The 15,817-nt window shown below is 48.8% G+C and carries 15 protein-coding genes and 1 pseudogene; 11 read left to right on the plus strand and 5 right to left on the minus strand.

Annotated elements, in window-relative coordinates; genetic code table 11:
- From BST81_RS09360 to BST81_RS09370, 3 genes are all read right to left on the minus strand, one after another.
- The coding region (locus BST81_RS09360) for a helix-turn-helix domain-containing protein (protein ID WP_171974709.1) at positions 1 to 210 on the minus strand (210 nt) is incomplete at its 3' end.
- 366 nt (positions 211 to 576) lie between these two features.
- Complete coding sequence (locus tag BST81_RS09365; protein ID WP_075598286.1) at positions 577 to 1,242, minus strand: response regulator transcription factor; 666 nt, start codon at positions 1,240 to 1,242, stop codon at positions 577 to 579.
- A gap of 6 nt (positions 1,243 to 1,248) precedes the next feature.
- Positions 1,249 to 2,424, minus strand: a complete 1,176-nt coding sequence (locus BST81_RS09370) for a sensor histidine kinase (RefSeq protein WP_075598287.1) — start codon at positions 2,422 to 2,424, stop codon at positions 1,249 to 1,251.
- A gap of 175 nt (positions 2,425 to 2,599) precedes the next feature.
- Between BST81_RS09370 and BST81_RS09375 the strand changes: the two genes are divergently transcribed.
- The 11 genes from BST81_RS09375 (at position 2,600) to BST81_RS09435 (ending at position 14,676) form a co-directional block, all read left to right on the plus strand.
- A complete protein-coding gene (locus BST81_RS09375) occupies positions 2,600 to 2,989 on the plus strand; it encodes a Spy/CpxP family protein refolding chaperone (RefSeq protein ID WP_171974710.1) in 390 nt (129 codons plus the stop codon).
- 325 nt (positions 2,990 to 3,314) lie between these two features.
- Entirely contained in the window at positions 3,315 to 4,337 is a 1,023-nt protein-coding gene (locus BST81_RS09380) for an AraC family transcriptional regulator (protein WP_075598289.1), read from the plus strand.
- 385 nt (positions 4,338 to 4,722) lie between these two features.
- Complete coding sequence (locus BST81_RS29230; RefSeq protein WP_363079722.1) at positions 4,723 to 4,986, plus strand: Coq4 family protein; 264 nt, start codon at positions 4,723 to 4,725, stop codon at positions 4,984 to 4,986.
- Between the two features lie 583 nt (positions 4,987 to 5,569).
- Complete coding sequence (locus BST81_RS09395) at positions 5,570 to 6,292, plus strand: hypothetical protein (RefSeq protein WP_216351278.1); 723 nt, start codon at positions 5,570 to 5,572, stop codon at positions 6,290 to 6,292.
- 189 nt (positions 6,293 to 6,481) lie between these two features.
- Entirely contained in the window at positions 6,482 to 7,357 is an 876-nt protein-coding gene (locus BST81_RS09400; RefSeq protein ID WP_075598292.1) for a type 1 glutamine amidotransferase domain-containing protein, read from the plus strand.
- Positions 7,354 to 9,294 (plus strand): arylsulfatase, encoded by a 1,941-nt coding sequence (locus BST81_RS09405; RefSeq protein ID WP_083636759.1) that lies wholly within the window; start codon positions 7,354 to 7,356, stop codon positions 9,292 to 9,294. The genes BST81_RS09400 and BST81_RS09405 overlap by 4 nt, the downstream gene beginning before the upstream one ends.
- A 221-nt stretch (positions 9,295 to 9,515) precedes the next feature.
- Entirely contained in the window at positions 9,516 to 10,550 is a 1,035-nt protein-coding gene (locus tag BST81_RS09410; protein WP_075598293.1) for an MBL fold metallo-hydrolase, read from the plus strand.
- Positions 10,551 to 10,740: 190 nt separating this feature from the next.
- A complete protein-coding gene (locus BST81_RS09420; RefSeq protein ID WP_253188190.1) occupies positions 10,741 to 11,844 on the plus strand; it encodes a formylglycine-generating enzyme family protein in 1,104 nt (367 codons plus the stop codon).
- Positions 11,837 to 12,694 carry a bile acid:sodium symporter gene (locus BST81_RS09425; protein WP_075598296.1) on the plus strand — a complete coding sequence of 286 codons (858 nt, stop codon included), beginning with the start codon at positions 11,837 to 11,839 and terminating at the stop codon, positions 12,692 to 12,694. The genes BST81_RS09420 and BST81_RS09425 overlap by 8 nt, the downstream gene beginning before the upstream one ends.
- Before the next feature lie 42 nt (positions 12,695 to 12,736).
- Positions 12,737 to 14,407 carry a mechanosensitive ion channel domain-containing protein gene (locus tag BST81_RS09430; RefSeq protein ID WP_075598297.1) on the plus strand — a complete coding sequence of 557 codons (1,671 nt, stop codon included), beginning with the start codon at positions 12,737 to 12,739 and terminating at the stop codon, positions 14,405 to 14,407.
- A gap of 65 nt (positions 14,408 to 14,472) precedes the next feature.
- Positions 14,473 to 14,676 (plus strand): hypothetical protein, encoded by a 204-nt coding sequence (locus tag BST81_RS09435; protein WP_253188192.1) that lies wholly within the window; start codon positions 14,473 to 14,475, stop codon positions 14,674 to 14,676.
- Here BST81_RS09435 and BST81_RS29235 read toward each other — a convergent pair.
- Together BST81_RS29235 and BST81_RS09450 are read right to left on the minus strand one after the other, a co-directional pair.
- Positions 14,627 to 14,935 (minus strand): transposase, encoded by a 309-nt coding sequence (locus BST81_RS29235; RefSeq protein WP_083636761.1) that lies wholly within the window; start codon positions 14,933 to 14,935, stop codon positions 14,627 to 14,629. The genes BST81_RS09435 and BST81_RS29235 overlap by 50 nt on opposite strands.
- A 669-nt stretch (positions 14,936 to 15,604) precedes the next feature.
- Positions 15,605 to 15,817, minus strand: a pseudogene (locus BST81_RS09450) (ISKra4 family transposase); the annotation flags it as partial.

A 15,817-nucleotide genomic window follows, 5' to 3' on the forward strand; every position in this document is an offset into this window, starting at 1 on the left:
GGCTCGCACCGTATGTTCATGGCACTCAAAGACCTCGGCGATTGCCGGGGCGGTCCATCCTTGCGCATTCAGCCGCAGCATATGGGCACGGTCTCGGGTTCGTTGCGGCACGGTCGTGGCTAATCTCAGTTCAGCCAGGGTGCGGTCTTCCTCGTCACTCAGTTTGATTCGTAAGGGGGCAGGCACTAGAGACAACCAGTAGAGGGCCAAATCTATCTTATACTTTATTCCTCCGACCTACTTAGTATTGAGTTCAAATGTGACATGAGGCAGGTGTAAGAAGCTGAAATATTCATTAATCGAAAGAATTGATGTGTGAGTGGCTCGGAATTCCTCACCCACTTGGCTGGAGGATGTCTAACGGCTCGCTTGAGCAGTGGTTAGCATTTTTAGGTTCTCACCAAGATCTTTCATCCATCCGCTCCAAGCGAATTGTTAGCTCTCTGACTCGCAGCCTACCCAAGTTACCCTTTGCACTTCAGTTGATCGCGCTTCACGGTCTCATCCTTTGGTTTACCTTCGATCGCCACTGCTCCTTCCCATTCTGACCCAGTGTTGTTGGGTGAGAAACTTGGCTTACCAGTGCCTGTTCTTTAAGCCTTCTGCCTGTAACGCAGCAATTGCCAGTTGAGTGCGATCGCGTAAATTTAGCCGATTCAGAATATTAGTCACATTGTTTTTGACCGTTTTCTCAGAAATATAGAGAGCCTGGGCGATTTCCAGATTACTTGCGCCCTGCACAATCCAATTCACAATGTCTTGCTCGCGTGGGGTTAACTGCTGCCAATCCACACTGTAATCCGTCGTGCGATCGGCTGAGTTTTGTGTCATCGGTTGCTGAAAAACTGCACCAGAAAGCCCTGGACCAATCTGAGTATAACCCTTCAGCGCCAGGTGAATTGCCTGAGTCAATTCCTCAAAGGGGGTATTTTTTAGCAGATAGCCCGCTGCTCCCACCTGAAGTGCTTGGGTCACGTATTCCTGGTTAGGAAAGGTCGTTAGCACCAGAACCCGAGTTTTAGGGAACCGTTGACAGATTTCACGAGTTCCGGCAACTCCATCCACAATGGGCATTTGTACATCCATCAACACCAGATCGGGTTGCAACTGTTCTACCAGTTCCACCGCCTCTTGTCCGTTGCTCCCTTCTCCCACCACGGCAAACTCTGCATCGGTTTCGAGCAACGCTTTCAACCCACGCCGAACCAGACTTTGATCATCCACTAGCAATAAACGAATCATAGTCCCCTACTGTTTGATTGGCAGACAGACCTCAACTCGGCATCCCTGTTCATGTGCTGAGATGATTTTAATCTGCCCTGCCAGAGCTTGTACGCGTTCCCGCATTCCTTGCAACCCGAAACCAGTTGTGTTTTTTTGCAGCTCAAAGCCTTTACCATTATCCGCGATGGTGATTTGAATCTGTTGGTTACAGTGTTGCACAAGTACAGTTACGGCAGTGGCACTGGCGTATTTGCAACAGTTGGTCAGGCTTTCTTGCACAATCCGAAAAATGGCAAGGTTGTATGCCTGGGGTAAGGGTTGAGCCAGGTGAATATCCAAAGCCGGTAAAACGCCAGTTAAGCGGTAGAAATGATCGACCAGGGTTGCGATCGCCTCCGTCAGAGGCTTTCTCCCTAGCGGGTCGGTCCGTAGAGTAGCAACGGATTGGCTGACCTCGGCTAGGGTCTGTGCGCCCAGTTGTTTCAGTTCCAGCAGCAGGGCTTCGGCTTCAATGGGTTTAGTTTTCAGCAGACGAATTGCAGCTTCCAGGTGAAAGTTAAAGGCTGTGAGGGAATGACCCAGGGAGTCATGAATGTCACGGGCAATTCGGTTGCGTTCCTGTATAGTTGCCAACTCTTCTACTTTCAAGGTGTATTGTTGTAAACGCATATTTGCTTCTGACAGCGCATCACGGCTTCTGCGTTCCGTTATGACTGCGTCTACTAACAACTGCAAAAACAGAATGAGTAATCCAAAAATGAGCAGGGAACCAAACCAGAACACTCCCAACTGATTCGGTTCAATGCGAAAGGGATAGACTCGTCGATTCAACAGACAAAAGGCACAGAAAACAAAGGTCAGGACAGTAATCAGGGTGCGATCGCGCCCTTCTAACAAGACACAATTGCGAACCACCAGAATAATGAATAGCAATTGAAATAGGGGAATCTGTCCCACCAGTGCCAGCAACAAAATCAAGCCAAATTCGGTGGCGGTATAGAAGCATTTCTGCCACTTAGAAGTGGGTGATGCCCATCCGAGTGCGGCAAATAAAATCACTCCCAGTTCATTCCAGAGGGGAGAGAAGGGGTAGGAAAGACAAGACAGGGGCATCGCTGCCAGAACAACGCCCAACAAGAGCCATTCCAGCCACAGGAGTAAGGGAAGCGGGAAGGAGCGGGATAGGTGACGCAATCTCATAGAATTCGGCAACGTTTTATTCTCCACTGTAGAGCTTTGTACGGCGATCTGATCGGGACAAAATCCCGGTTAAGTCAGGACGTTGTGCTCTACTACCAGCGGTTATGCTGCTTTTACAGTAAGGACATCCACTGATTGGAAGGAGTAAATTGCAATGCACAAAGGATGGATGGCGATGATGTTTAGTATTCCGATTGTAGTTGCACCCATGGTGACAACCGTTGCCCAGGCGGGACCCACTTCTCTGACTCAGTTATTTCCTGCCCTAGAGGGAATCCAACTTACCCCAGAACAGCAGGCACAACTGGCAGCGTTGAATAACCAGACATTGGCTCAAATCAAAAGCGTGCTCACCCCTGAGCAACAAAGCCAATTTAATGCAGCTCTGAGCCAGGGCAAAGGCATGCAAAATGCCCTTTCGTCTATCAATTTATCGATGCGTCAGAAAAGGCAATTGCGCGGTCAGTTGCAAAATACCCACTCCCAACTCAACCAAATATTGACTCCAGAGCAACAACAACAACTGTCTAAAAAAGTACAGACTCTACAAAATCAAAACCGCTAAATCAGTTTGGCATTGCTGAATCAACCGATGAACTCGGAGCATAATGAATTGGAACGAAGTTTCAATTCATTGCTTAATAGTGTGCGGAAGTCTGATAATGGAAATAATACACTAGTGGGTCACTTGGCATGGGCATCGCCATTATTGAAAAGCCAGACCAGTCGGGGCAAGGCTTATCGAGCGATCTCAGAATGACTACATTCGAGGCAAATGACCCACTAGAAGCTGATCAGGTTTAGTTTAGTTGAAGACTCCAACACCAATTGCTCGGGAATGTCGCGAGATGACGCGAAAGCCATTCACTGCAGTTGATCCTGCAGTTCCTATGAATTATCTTTGTTTTGTTTTCCGTACACTCGGCAAAGACGGATACGAGGTCGAGACACTTTTGGCAGGAACCGGCCTGACTGCGGAACAAATCGAAGATCCGAATTTTCGTTGTGACTTCTGGTCTCATCTCCGTTTCTACAAAAATGCGATCGCACTGACGAACGACCCGCATCTCGGGCCAAAGTTGGCGCAACGGTTTGAGACAAATTACATCGGACTGCCGGCCTACGCAGCGATGAACGCAGCATGTCTAGGTGATGCGTTAGAGGTCTTGAACCGTTTCCTCTTTCTAACCTTCCCGTCGATCGAATTTACTTTCCCTGACGAAGAAGTAGACCCACAAACTGGCGAAGTGGCGATCCGCTTGCGCCCAAAGCTTGAATTCGGCGATATTACCTATTTAGTCTTCTCCAGCGGCTTGGTTGTTTGTGACGGTATTTGCAGGCAGACTTTGCGCGCAACGCAGGCGGCGTCGCGGGCTGAATTGGCATTAACTGAACCCGAGGGCTGGGTGGATGCCGCGTCGCTCCTCAACTTCCCCGTCCGCTTCGATTCTCTTGAACATCGGCTGTTTTTTCCAGCTGATCTTTTGCACCAACCACTGCCCGGTGCGGATCCGATCAATCACAAATGGCTCCTCGGACTTTGCGAACAATTTGCCGCTGAAGCATCGTTCGAAACGACGGTAGACATTCAGGTCGTCACTTTTTTGAAGGCACGGCACAATCTCGACATCTCTATGTCGGAGGTGGCCGCAGCCCTTGGGTACTCAGAACGTTCGCTGCGCCGTCAATTAGAGAGATCCGGTGTGTCTTTTCGAAAATTGGTGGACCAGGTTCGCGAAATCCGTGCGCGCTGGATGCTCACCAATACGCCCAAGACGGTAGAAGCCATTGCCTACGAACTCGGTTTTGAAACGTCCTCTAATTTCGCGCGTAGCTTCAAACGCTGGACCGGGGTCACACCCAGGGAGTTTCGGGATGGACAAAGAGCGTACCGAAATTCTGGTCAGAAATGAATACTTTTTGGCCGCGTGCAAGCTTTTACGCAAGTAGGCAACGTGCATATCATTAATTATGCAATGTCTACCAACTGAAAACGTTTGAGATAGGAGAAAGTTGATATGGGATTCAAGTACATTGATGCTCTAGCAAAGCCTGAGAATTTAGAAAAAATTGGTGAAACTCACAGATATGGTTGCAGGAGTAAAGCTATCAGTGTCAAATATTTTTGACATTGAGGATGCATTGCGTGACAGCCCACTCATGCAAAGGTGTTTGACAAAAGTTCGAAATGAACCTGCTTCAGCTAAAGTTCTAGAGGGGCGTTACATGGGAGAAGACTATGACCTTGAGAAAATGCTCAAGATGCCTCCCCACTCATTGGGTTGAACTTACGCTAAGGTGCTTACCGTTGACACTGCTTCTGCTGGAATTCAGATGGCTCGACAAGCAAAGTCCTTATTTCCTATTAAGTGGGAAGAAAATCTGGATCGCCCCTTAAACGAGTTACGCAGCGAGCTTAACATTCAGCCCGTTACTACTGGCTTATGGAGTTGGTACACTCGCCCACTTTTGCAAGAGGCTATTAGTGCGTCACAGGCATTAGGTAGTGCGCTAATGTTCCGTCAGGAAAATTTTGACGGGTCGAAGACCCGCAAAATTTAACCCCAATCAACAACCGGGATTTTGGTTGACCGTCAATCATTGATTGACTTACCACTAGAGCTGTGGATACTTTTTCTGCAACGCACGCTCTCCAAGTTAGCCAGCAGCAAAAAACACAGGTCTAGAACATCCCCGAATTGTTGATAAAGAGGTCAGCACCGAGTGCATCCCAGTTTTGTTATAGAAGTGCGAGCGTCCCGCTCGCGAGCGAGACGCTCGCACTCCGAAAATCTTGAATCTGCAAAAATGGGATGCTCCCGTCAGCACCTTAACTTGAACCTTTGAACTTGAAAAACAAAGAATTTTCCCAACTACTTCACAACAAATATGTCGTGAAACAGAAGAGCAATTACCGAGAGAAATCATGTTGAGTAATTTACAAACATCAGCTCCAATAAGGCGAATGATCGTCGTAGTATTGCTACTCAGTTTAATTGTGCTAATTGGCTATCAACGCACATCTCCCGCAGCACCTCTAACAAGTACAGAACAGAGGGATACTACTGCCAATTCGGACTTGCCGCGAGAGTTAGATGGGCGTCCTGCTGAGTTACTCTCTGCTTTTTTCGGTCTCGATAATGGATTGCCCCCACGGTCTGAGGTCTTCTGTCGAGGTGCAGGGGGTGCCGATGGGATGCCCGTTATCTTTTCCCACGAACTTGATGTTGACACGCTCCAGCCCGGTGACTTTCGAGTTACAACGGCTAGCGGCAATGTGGGTAAATTAGTTTGTGTTACCATGCTTCCTGCAATTGACCCCGGTGAATTGCGGACTGTACTGCTGGTTGGGGACTTTGGTTCCGCTCAAAGTGACCCACCTGTCACCGTTGAGATTGTTGGCAACCTCCATTCAATTGACAACACAGTCAACTTTAAAGGAGCCTCGATTAAGGTCACGCCGTTAGATCCAGGTCCGACGCTGATTCTTGCTGAGACGTTACCCAAGAAGACATGGCGTCTGGGACGTGAATCCAATGGCAGAGTCGGTTCTAGCACAGGATGTCCCACCGAGGGTGTTCAACAAATTGTGCGCGTTGTCTGGGCGGGTGGTGTGACTACCGCCAACAACAAGGAACCAGGAGACTTGGAGCGTAATGCGTATCGCGTTACTGTGAAGAACGCCAATGGTTCAACCACTGATGTGACTCCGTTTGCACTGGGAGACCTGGCAGATAACGACAACAACCATGAGCTTTGTCTAGACACAACTGATGTACCCGTTTCTGTTTCATTTCCCGCAGGTTACCTCACCGATCCAAACAACGATTTAAATCCAGCCACAAGCATTGAAGTCATCCAGCGTTGACCAAACTTAAACCATTTCAACGACGATGGTACAGATGTCGGCCTAACTTTTGGAGTTGGCAATATTGATGACGATGCTACCCCCTCAATGAGACGACTTTGTCCATATCTTAGAGCGCAGCCTCGAAGGAAGCAATTATTGTTAATCCTCTGCTTAGTTCCATCAAAATAGTCCAGAAAGGTTAAGTCTATGCATAGATTACTACTCACAATTATTGGCACCATTTCAGCCGGACTGATCCTCACTGCCATACTCATTGCCATTCTGTTACCAAAGATTCTGAAAGCCATGGGCTTACATCCCGAATATGACGCAGGACAAAAATACGACTTGCAGGGTAAAAAAGCGCTGGTGGTCACTACCAGCCACGGTGTACTCAGTAAACCAGGTGAAACAACGGGTAAACCCACCGGGGTCTTTGGCTCCGAAATGACCGTACCTTACTATGAATTTCTTGACGCCGGTATGCAGGTGGATGTGGCCAGCATCAAAGGCGGCGAAATTCCCATCGACCCCCAATCGTTTTACTACTTCCTGATTACAGACGAAGACAAACGCTTCTTAAAGGATTCGGCCTTTCAGAACAAGGTCAAAAACTCGCTCAGCATCGACGAAGTTGACTTCACAGACTATGACCTGATTTTCTTCGTGGGAGGGTGGGGTCCATCCTACGATTTTGCCCAGTCGGAACGGCTGGCGGAACAGGTGAGCGCGGCCTACTACGCTGGGACTCCGATTATGGGTTCGGTCTGTCATGGCGCTCTGGCCTTTGTCAGCGCGAAGGATGCCGCCGGCAAGTCGCTGATTGCGGGACGCAAGATGACGGGCGTGACCCAGGGACAGCTCGATTTCTTTGGCATAAAATTCACGCCCAAGCACCCAGAAGCCGAACTCAAAAAGGCCGAGGCGGATTTTCGCGCCAATCACCATCCGGTGGCCGACGTTTTTGCAACCGTGACGATCGTGGATCATGAACAGCGCTTTGTCACTGGCCAGAACCAGAATTCCGGGCATGAAACCGCACAAAAGATGATGGAATTGCTATCGCAAAGGAGCGCCAAATGATGCGAAAAATCAGAAGATTATGGCTGGTGCTGACGTTTTCTGTCGCCTTGATTCTGAGTGCAGCACTGACACAACCAACCCTAGGCATCGCACTGCTCCCAAGTCAGCAACCCACTCAGTCCGCATCCGGTTTTTACAACCCTGTGGTGAACCACAGTAGCCCGCAAAACCAGCCTGCTTTTCGAGTCGCCGAGGCAACCCAGAACACGTCACCAACCCAGAACGCAGAGACGGCAGCCATAAAAACTAAGGCACAGCAGCCCCCCAACTTTGTTCTGATTCTCGTCGATGACTCAGGTTTGATGGACTTTAGCGCGTTTGGCGGCGAGGCCCGCACGCCAAACCTGGACCAACTGGCCCAAAATGGCGTGTGGTTCAATAATTTTCATACCTCTCCGGTCTGTGCGCCATCGCGGGCGATGCTGATCACCGGCAGCGACAGTCATTTGACCGGCGTGGCCAATTTGCCAGAAATGCTACCAGAGGGCTACGCAGATCGTCCAGGCTATGCCGGTGAGCTGAATGAGAGCGTAAAAACCGTCGCCACCCGGCTCAAAGCCGCAGGTTACAGCACCTACGCCACGGGCAAATGGCATCTAGGACACAGCGAGACGAATTTGCCGAACGCCAAGGGCTTTGATCACTCGTTCATTCTCGGAGGGTCCGGAGCTAATAACTACAACACCAAGGGCTATGTGCCAATGAAGCCCGAAGCCCATTGGTATCGCGACGGCAAGGAAACGGATTTGCCCCAGGATTTTTACTCGTCTAAGGACTACATTAAAAGTACGATCGCCTTTCATGAAAGCCAGAGCGACCCCAAAGCCCCGTTTTTCAGCTACATCGCCTTTCAAGCCATTCATGCACCGATTCAGGCACCCGATCGCTTTGTCGAACCCTACCGAGACGTTTACAAAGCGGGTTGGGATGTCCTGAGACAGAAACGCTATGAAAAAGCGAAAGCACTCGGCATTATCCCGGCGGATGCAGCCATGAGTGCAATCTTTCCCCAGTTCAGAAAATGGGAGGAGATCAGTCCTAAGCTTCAGGCTGAATACGTCACCGATATGGCAGTGACGGCGGGCATGTTGGAGGCTATGGATTTTTACATTGGCGAGTATATTCAATACCTCAAAGACAGCGGGCGCTTTGACAACACCATCTTTATTGTTACGTCTGACAATGGTCCCGACGGAGGCGACTACAGACCAACCATAGCCAAGGTCTGGCAAAAGACGATGGGTTACCACAAAGACCCCGATCGCGTCGGCGATGCTGGCTACTATGGGGACATTGGCCCTGAATTCGCCGCAGCGCTGTCTTCGCCTTTTTCATTTTTCAAGTACTACACCGGCGAAGGGGGCGTTCGCACGCCCCTGATTGTGTCGGGGCCTAACATTCCTCAGGGGCGTACCAGCAATGTCTTTTCCTTTATCACAGATGTGGTGCCTACCATGCTTGACCTGGCCGGACTGCCGACCCCAAGCAGCAATGAAGAGGTACCCATCACCGGCAAGAGCCTGCTGCGGCATATCCAAAACCCAGCAGTGCCGGTCTACGCTAAAGACGAAGGGGTGGGATTGGAAGCGGCTAATTCCGCAGCTTATTTTCTCGGCGATTACAAAATCGTGAAGAACAATATTCCCCTCGGAGACCAAACCTGGCACCTTTACAATCTGAAAACCGACCCAGGTGAGACCCGAGACCTGGCTCAACAAGAGCCGGAACGATTTCAGGCCATGATAGCCGCCTACGACGCTTACGCCAAAAACGTCGGCGTGATTGAAATGCCAGAAGGTTATTCAGCCGAGGGCGAAGTGAACCGCAAGTCGGTGACCTATATTGTCAAACACTCCGCACCCTTTGTTCTGATTCCGTTGGTCTTGCTGCTGCTGCTGGGCGTTCTCTGGCGTCGGTACCGTCGGGTGAAAGCATGAGAGAATTCAAAGCCATCAAAACAAGCTTGTTCATCCTATGTTTGTGGAGAAGCGGTAAAACTCGTTGGTACTTGTACCAAAAAGAGGCAGTGCGGTCTTGGGGAACCTCCAAGACCGCATGCCGTGCGTGTTTCTGAGAAGCAAGAATCTCCCGCTACACTGCAAAGCGGTGTAGCGGCGAGAGTGTAAAACTGATAAGCAATGAAGGATAAGTCAACACGATGAAGAAAGCCCTAGGATTTCTCGCTAGCTTGATTGCCATAATCATCGTTCTCGCAATTGGGGCCTGGAATTCGGAGGCAGCGCAGGACTGGATGCTGGAAAAAGTAGTGACCGCCGGGATGGCACGTCCTGCCGCCATGTCTAGCTACGATGGACTTAAAGTATTTCTTTGTGGCACATCTTCCCCAATTCCTGCCCCCGGGCGTGCTCAAGCCTGTGTTGCAGTTCTTGCTGGGAAATCTCTGTATTTGGTGGATGCGGGGGCTGGTTCCGCTCAGGTCGCCGCTCTTGGTCGCTTGCCACTAGAACGACTAGAAGCGGTCTTTCTGACTCACTTTCATTCCGACCATATCGCTGCACTGCCTGAATTCAACCTCAATTCGTGGGTTGCTGGCAGGCCAAAGCCGATGACCGTATTTGGCCCTGTTGGCGTTTCCGAGGTTGTCGATGGCCTGAATGCCGCTTATCGGCTCGACTCAACCTACCGGGTGGCTCATCATGGCGAGGAACTTTTGCCCCCTGAGCTTGGGGTAATGAAGTCTCAGTTGATAGATGGCGGCACGGTGCTTGATCTCGGAGATCTGACCATCACCAGCTTCCTGGTGGATCATGATCCAATCCGCCCTGCGGTGGGTTACCGATTCGACTATCTTGGCAGATCAGTGGTGATTAGTGGCGATACAACCATTACACCGGGTCTAATTGAGGCCGCTACCGGAGCAGATCTATTGCTTCAGGACAGTTTATCGCTGCCGATTGTCAAGACTCTCGAGAAAGCCTCGGCTGGTTCGCGAATGCAGAAGATTTTGCATGATATTCAGAACTATCACGCCCACACGAGCGACCTTTCAGGCTTGGTAGAAAAGAGTGGGGTGCGGCAGCTTGCCCTTTATCATTTGGTTCCAGCACCTCGGAATGCTTTATTCAAGAAGATCTTCTCGCGTGAGCTTCCCAAAGGAACAGTGCTCACCCAAGACGGCATGATGTTTGAACTTCCCGCAGACAGCAAGGATGTATTGAGGATCAACTCCTGAATGAGTATTGAATTCAGAAAGGTGAGCAGATTGATATGTAATACGTTCAAGCCCGGTCTACTTACCGGAACGATTCACTCAACTCTGATGTAGGACATTTCAAAACCAAGACTGTATCAATCCCGGAACATAAGCATTAGAACTTGCTTTGCTCATGAACTTCATCAACTGTATCTCATTCAAAATTCTCGTGACTGTGCTAATTGCTTGGTGCTGTTGGTCTCTGTCTATGCCGATCGCGATCGCGGCCCAAGCAACTTCTGCCTGTCCCAACGACATGGTATACATTCCGGGTGGTCGCTTCACCATGGGGTCTGATAACCCTAACTATGTCGAAGAAAAAATCGCAGAAGATGTCACCGTCAGCAGCTTCTGTATTGAGATCCATGAAGTCACCAATGCCCAATTTGCCAAGTTTGTCAACGCGATCGGCTACGTCACCGTTGCTGAGCGTCCGCTCTCAAAAGAGCAATTCCCCAATCTATCGGACAATGAACGGTCACCAGGTTCCCTGGTCTTTAAGCCACCGGAAAAAGGCATTCAGCAGTTAGCCTACCTAAGCTGGTGGCAGTGGACTCCCGGTGCCAACTGGCGACATCCCTTCGGTCCTGACAGCGATATTCAGGGTAAAGACGATCATCCCGTCGTCCATATTGCCTATGAAGATGCTGCGGCCTACGCTGACTGGGCAGGGCGGGAGTTGCCCTCCGAAGCCCAGTGGGAATATGCTGCTCGTGGCGGCAAGGAAGGCTGGACCTATGCCTGGGGCGAGCAGTATGCCGCTAAGCAAGCCAATACCTGGCAGGGCGTGTTTCCCTTCTTCAACACCCAGGAGGATGGGCATTTAGGCACCGCTCCCGTGATGTCCTTTCCTCCTAACGGCTATGGTCTTCACGATATGACGGGTAACGTCTGGGAACTGACCTCTACTTGGTTTACTGTGCAGCATGATGACATGGCTCACAGTATTGACCCGACTGGCCCTAGCCGGGAGGCCAGCTACGACCCCAAAAAACCGATGGATGGAGCCATGCACGTCATCAAGGGCGGCTCATACCTATGTGCCAAAAACTATTGCAGCCGCTATCGTCCGGCAGCTCGCGAATCTCAAGCACCCGATACAGGGACTAGCCACATTGGATTCAGGCTGGTTTTAGATCCCAAATCAATTTTAGGAATCGATGCAAATCAATTGGTTAAGGATAGCCCTGATGTAGACAAAGAAGCCATTAGCGAAATTCCAGACAACTTCGTCCGTATCTTAGAGCACAGTATGGGAGAAAGCGATGCTTGATAGTCCTCTGCCCAGTTATATCCAAATAGTCATCTTCTTGTTTCTTTTTACATTTCTCCTGTCCGTAGCGCTAGAGAAACCGAAGCAGGAAATCCTGACGCTCATGAAATCAAGCTTGATGGGGCGATCGCTATTCGCAAATTTCATCCTACTGCCGATTTTGGGCGTGATTTTAGCCCGGTTATTTAGGCTGCCGCCCGAAATTGCTGTGGGTTTTCTGATGGTTGCACTTGCCCCTGGAGGGATGCTGGGTCTGCATTTTGCTCGTGTTGCCAAAGGTAATCTCGCCTACGCCGTGGGGTTGATTTTTCTGTTGTCGCTCCTATCGATCGTCATTATACCGACGCTGATTTATCTGATTTTTCCTGGCATTGCCGCAACGGATGGATTTATTGTGTCACTCCTCGGTCGCCTGTTGTTCTTGGTGATCCCCCCGTTTTTGGTAGGACAGGTCATTCAAAAATGGCTAACGTCGATCGCCACGAAATTGCAAAAGCTATCTTCCTTGCTATCAATTGTCCTGTTCATTGCATTGACGGTTCTCACATCTAGGCTCAAGGTTCTGGATACTCAAGCACTGGGATGGAATGGGTTGGCTGCGATCGTGGTGTTTATTGGGGTGGCTTGGTTCGTCGGTTGGCAACTGGGCGGACCGGAACTTGAGAATCGTAAAGTGCTGGCGATCAGTACCAGCATGAGAAATGTGGCAATTTACTTCTTAATCGCTACGAGCGGTGTGTTCAGTCGCAACGCCGAGTTGATGATGATTGGATTTAGTGTGTTGCTGACTCCGATGAATCTAGTCTTTGCGATCGCCATGAGGCGCATCCAGTCAACGTCTCAAGATTAAGTGTTTCTGTGCTGGTGCAAGATGCGAGTTAGACTTATCCCTATGCTGTCCTACCACGAGATAAAAAATTGGTTTCGCAATGCCTTGATTCCTTGCCTTTTTGCCCTGATTATAGTTGTTGCAACCGTTTCCCCTGCCTACTCGCAAGGTAATACTTCAGCCCTGAACCAGCAGACCGGTGCCCCAGTGATCTTAGGAAATGAAACCCTGTTCTATATTCAGGCAGGAATTGACTCTTTTCCTCCTGAATTCCGAGCACAGGTAGTTTCTACTCGAATTACCTCTTTTGCCAAAAATACTGAGGTGGGTCTGGATACGCTGCAAATTATTCTTAATGAGGCGGCGGCGACAGTTGATATTCAAGCTGGTGAGAAACTACTGGTAACGATCGCTGATGTGGATGCCGTGTCAGCGGGTCAATCTCTCCAGGGGCTTGCCAATCAATATCTACAGACTATTAAAGATTCAGTGACACAATACAGAATCTCCTACAGTATACAAAGACTACTGCAAGGAGTCATTTACACGCTGATTGCAACCATTGTTTTAGTTGCTAGCTTGGTCGTTGTTAAGAAATCAGCTATTTACCGTCAATTATTACGCTGGCACGAGACTCGTATTCCAGCCTTGAGATTGTTTGGAAGCGAGATTTTGTCGAAACATAGAGTTATTGACCTGATTTCAGAAATTGTGATATTTATTCGAGTTGCTCTTGTCCTAGGGCTTCTCTATCTCTACATCAATCTGGTTTTGAGCTTTTTCCCTTGGACAAAAGGCTTCGCCCGAATTCTATCTGGCTACATTTGGACGGCGATCGACACTTTAGGAAATGGACTGATTGCCTATCTACCCAACTTGTTTTTTCTGAGCATCATCTGGTTACTTACGTCATATTCTCTCAAAGTAATTCGATTTGTGTTTACTGAGATTGAGCAAGGCTATATTACTGTTCGAGGGTTCTACCGAGAATGGGCAAAACCGACATATAAGCTCGTTCAATATTTGGTCTTGGCGTTTGCAGCAACAGTGGCATTTCCCTATTTGCCGGGTTCACAAACCCCGGCATTTCAGGCAATTTCTGTCTTTTTGGGTTTGTTGATTTCGTTTGGCTCTTCATCGGCGATCGCTAATATTTTTGCTGGGATTATTCTCACCTACATCCGCGCGTTTATGATTGGCGATCGTGTCAAAATTACGGATACAGTTGGAGATGTGGTTGAGAAAACCTTATTTGTTACTCGCATTCGCACGATTAAAGGTGTTGTAATTACTATTCCCAACTCCATCGTGCTGGGCAGTCATGTGGATAACTACAGTACTGGGGCCAGTGATCCAGATTCGCCACCGTTAACGCTGCACACTACGGTTACCCTCGGTTATGACGTGCCCTGGCGTCAGGTCTATGCTGCCCTGACCGAGGCGGCTCTGGCCACTTCAGAAATCTTGAAAGATCCGGCTCCCTTTGTGCTGCAAACCAGCCTGAATGACTTTTATGTGAGCTATGAGTTAAACGCATTCACACGCAACCCTGGCATGATGGCTAAGGTTTATTCGGAGTTGCATGAAAATATTCAGGACAAGTGTAACGAAGCTCAGATTGAAATTCTCTCGCCTCACTACCGAGCGGTACGAGATGGTAACCAGACAACGATTCCTATGGATTACTTACATCCAGACTATAAAGCTCCTGGATTTCGAGTGGAGCAAGAATAATGGCCTCAAAATTTTGACCAACCACCAAATTGACAATAACCAAATTGACAATCTAGGAGAAACCAATGCTGAAACGATTTGAAGAACTGAGCCGTACCATTCGCAATCTACATTCTGTTACAGATTTGCTCAAATCAATGGGACAGAATACTGACAGCGTATTTGACATTGAAGATAACTTTCGGGGCAGCAATCAGATGAAAGTCTGTGTCGATCGTGTCAAGGCAATTCCTGAAGCCCGTGCGCTGAGAGGATCACAAACCGGATGAAATCTTGTCCCTGATACCCCCCATCTACCCAAATGACTACCAATCGGTTCACCCAATTGCGTATCTTGTGAAGACGAGCAAAGACCAACTTTGCCCCGGCCTGTTCTGGAACATTGGCAGCGGTCACAACCACCATCAGCACCAGACCTAAAGTATCAACCAATAGATGTCGCTTCCGAACTTTAATCTGCTTGGCAGTATCATATCCGACCTCAATAGCAGCAGGTGTTGCAGTCTTAACAGATTGACTATCCAGAATTGCTGCACTGCAATGTAGCTAATCAAGAGTACAGTAAAGTACTCATACTCCACTCCTTTTCTGGATGTACCCTTTTTAAAAAGTAGATAATTTGACAAATCTTGGGAATATTTGACAAATCATTGAAGCTTAGAGGAAAACTTAAGGGTAGTACCCTTACATAAAGGGCAGAGAAAAATATCTTAAACCCAATGTTTGTCAGGTTAAAGGCTTCCGTTAGCGCCTGGCTATTCTCTAGCCTTTAAGAAATAAAACTACCCAGATGCTTAATCATAAAAAAGTTGAGTTCCTCACTAAGAATAGCACCACAGTTTTGCTCATTATTGTTGTGCTATTCGGCGTGTTTCTTAGAGGCACTAATCTGAGCCAGAAACCATATTGGCTTGATGAAACCTATACACTTTTGCGTTCTTCTAGTTACACGGCCCAAGCAGCTACAGAGAAACTGTTCAACGGTCAAATAATTGGTGTTGAAGAGGTCTTACGATATCAGCACCCATCTTCTCAAGATAAGGGAGTGATGGGAACCATAACTGGACTAGTGACTGAGGACCCCCAACACCCCCCACTATATTTCCTGCTAACAAGGATTTGGGCACAATGCTTCGGTAATTCTCAAGCATCAATGCGAAGTCTACCTGTCATGAGTGCATCCCAGTTTTGTAAGACTCATTTTGAGAATTGACCATTCAGGTAAGCACAGCGCTGCTTGAGTACTTGTGGTACGTTGTTCTTTTCCCACTGTGCTCCCGATATCTTGATGCGCTGCCCGATTTGTTTGACCGTCGATTCAATCGCACCAGAACCAATGGAGATGCCTTCGGCTTGATAATAGCCGTAGTTGACAATCCGCTGTCGATGCTTACTGAGGTAGCCAATGAA

The organism is Leptolyngbya sp. 'hensonii', from assembly GCF_001939115.1.
Classification (GTDB): domain Bacteria; phylum Cyanobacteriota; class Cyanobacteriia.

Coding starts and splice junctions, on each gene's coding strand:
- BST81_RS09365 (WP_075598286.1), bottom strand. CDS start 1,242: ATGATTCGTTTATTGCTAGTGGATGATCAAAGTCTGGTTCGGCGTGGG.
- BST81_RS09370 (WP_075598287.1), bottom strand. CDS start 2,424: ATGAGATTGCGTCACCTATCCCGCTCCTTCCCGCTTCCCTTACTCCTG.
- BST81_RS09375 (WP_171974710.1), top strand. CDS start 2,600: ATGATGTTTAGTATTCCGATTGTAGTTGCACCCATGGTGACAACCGTT.
- BST81_RS09380 (WP_075598289.1), top strand. CDS start 3,315: ATGAATTATCTTTGTTTTGTTTTCCGTACACTCGGCAAAGACGGATAC.
- BST81_RS09400 (WP_075598292.1), top strand. CDS start 6,482: ATGCATAGATTACTACTCACAATTATTGGCACCATTTCAGCCGGACTG.
- BST81_RS09405 (WP_083636759.1), top strand. CDS start 7,354: ATGATGCGAAAAATCAGAAGATTATGGCTGGTGCTGACGTTTTCTGTC.
- BST81_RS09410 (WP_075598293.1), top strand. CDS start 9,516: ATGAAGAAAGCCCTAGGATTTCTCGCTAGCTTGATTGCCATAATCATC.
- BST81_RS09425 (WP_075598296.1), top strand. CDS start 11,837: ATGCTTGATAGTCCTCTGCCCAGTTATATCCAAATAGTCATCTTCTTG.
- BST81_RS09430 (WP_075598297.1), top strand. CDS start 12,737: ATGCTGTCCTACCACGAGATAAAAAATTGGTTTCGCAATGCCTTGATT.
- BST81_RS09435 (WP_253188192.1), top strand. CDS start 14,473: ATGCTGAAACGATTTGAAGAACTGAGCCGTACCATTCGCAATCTACAT.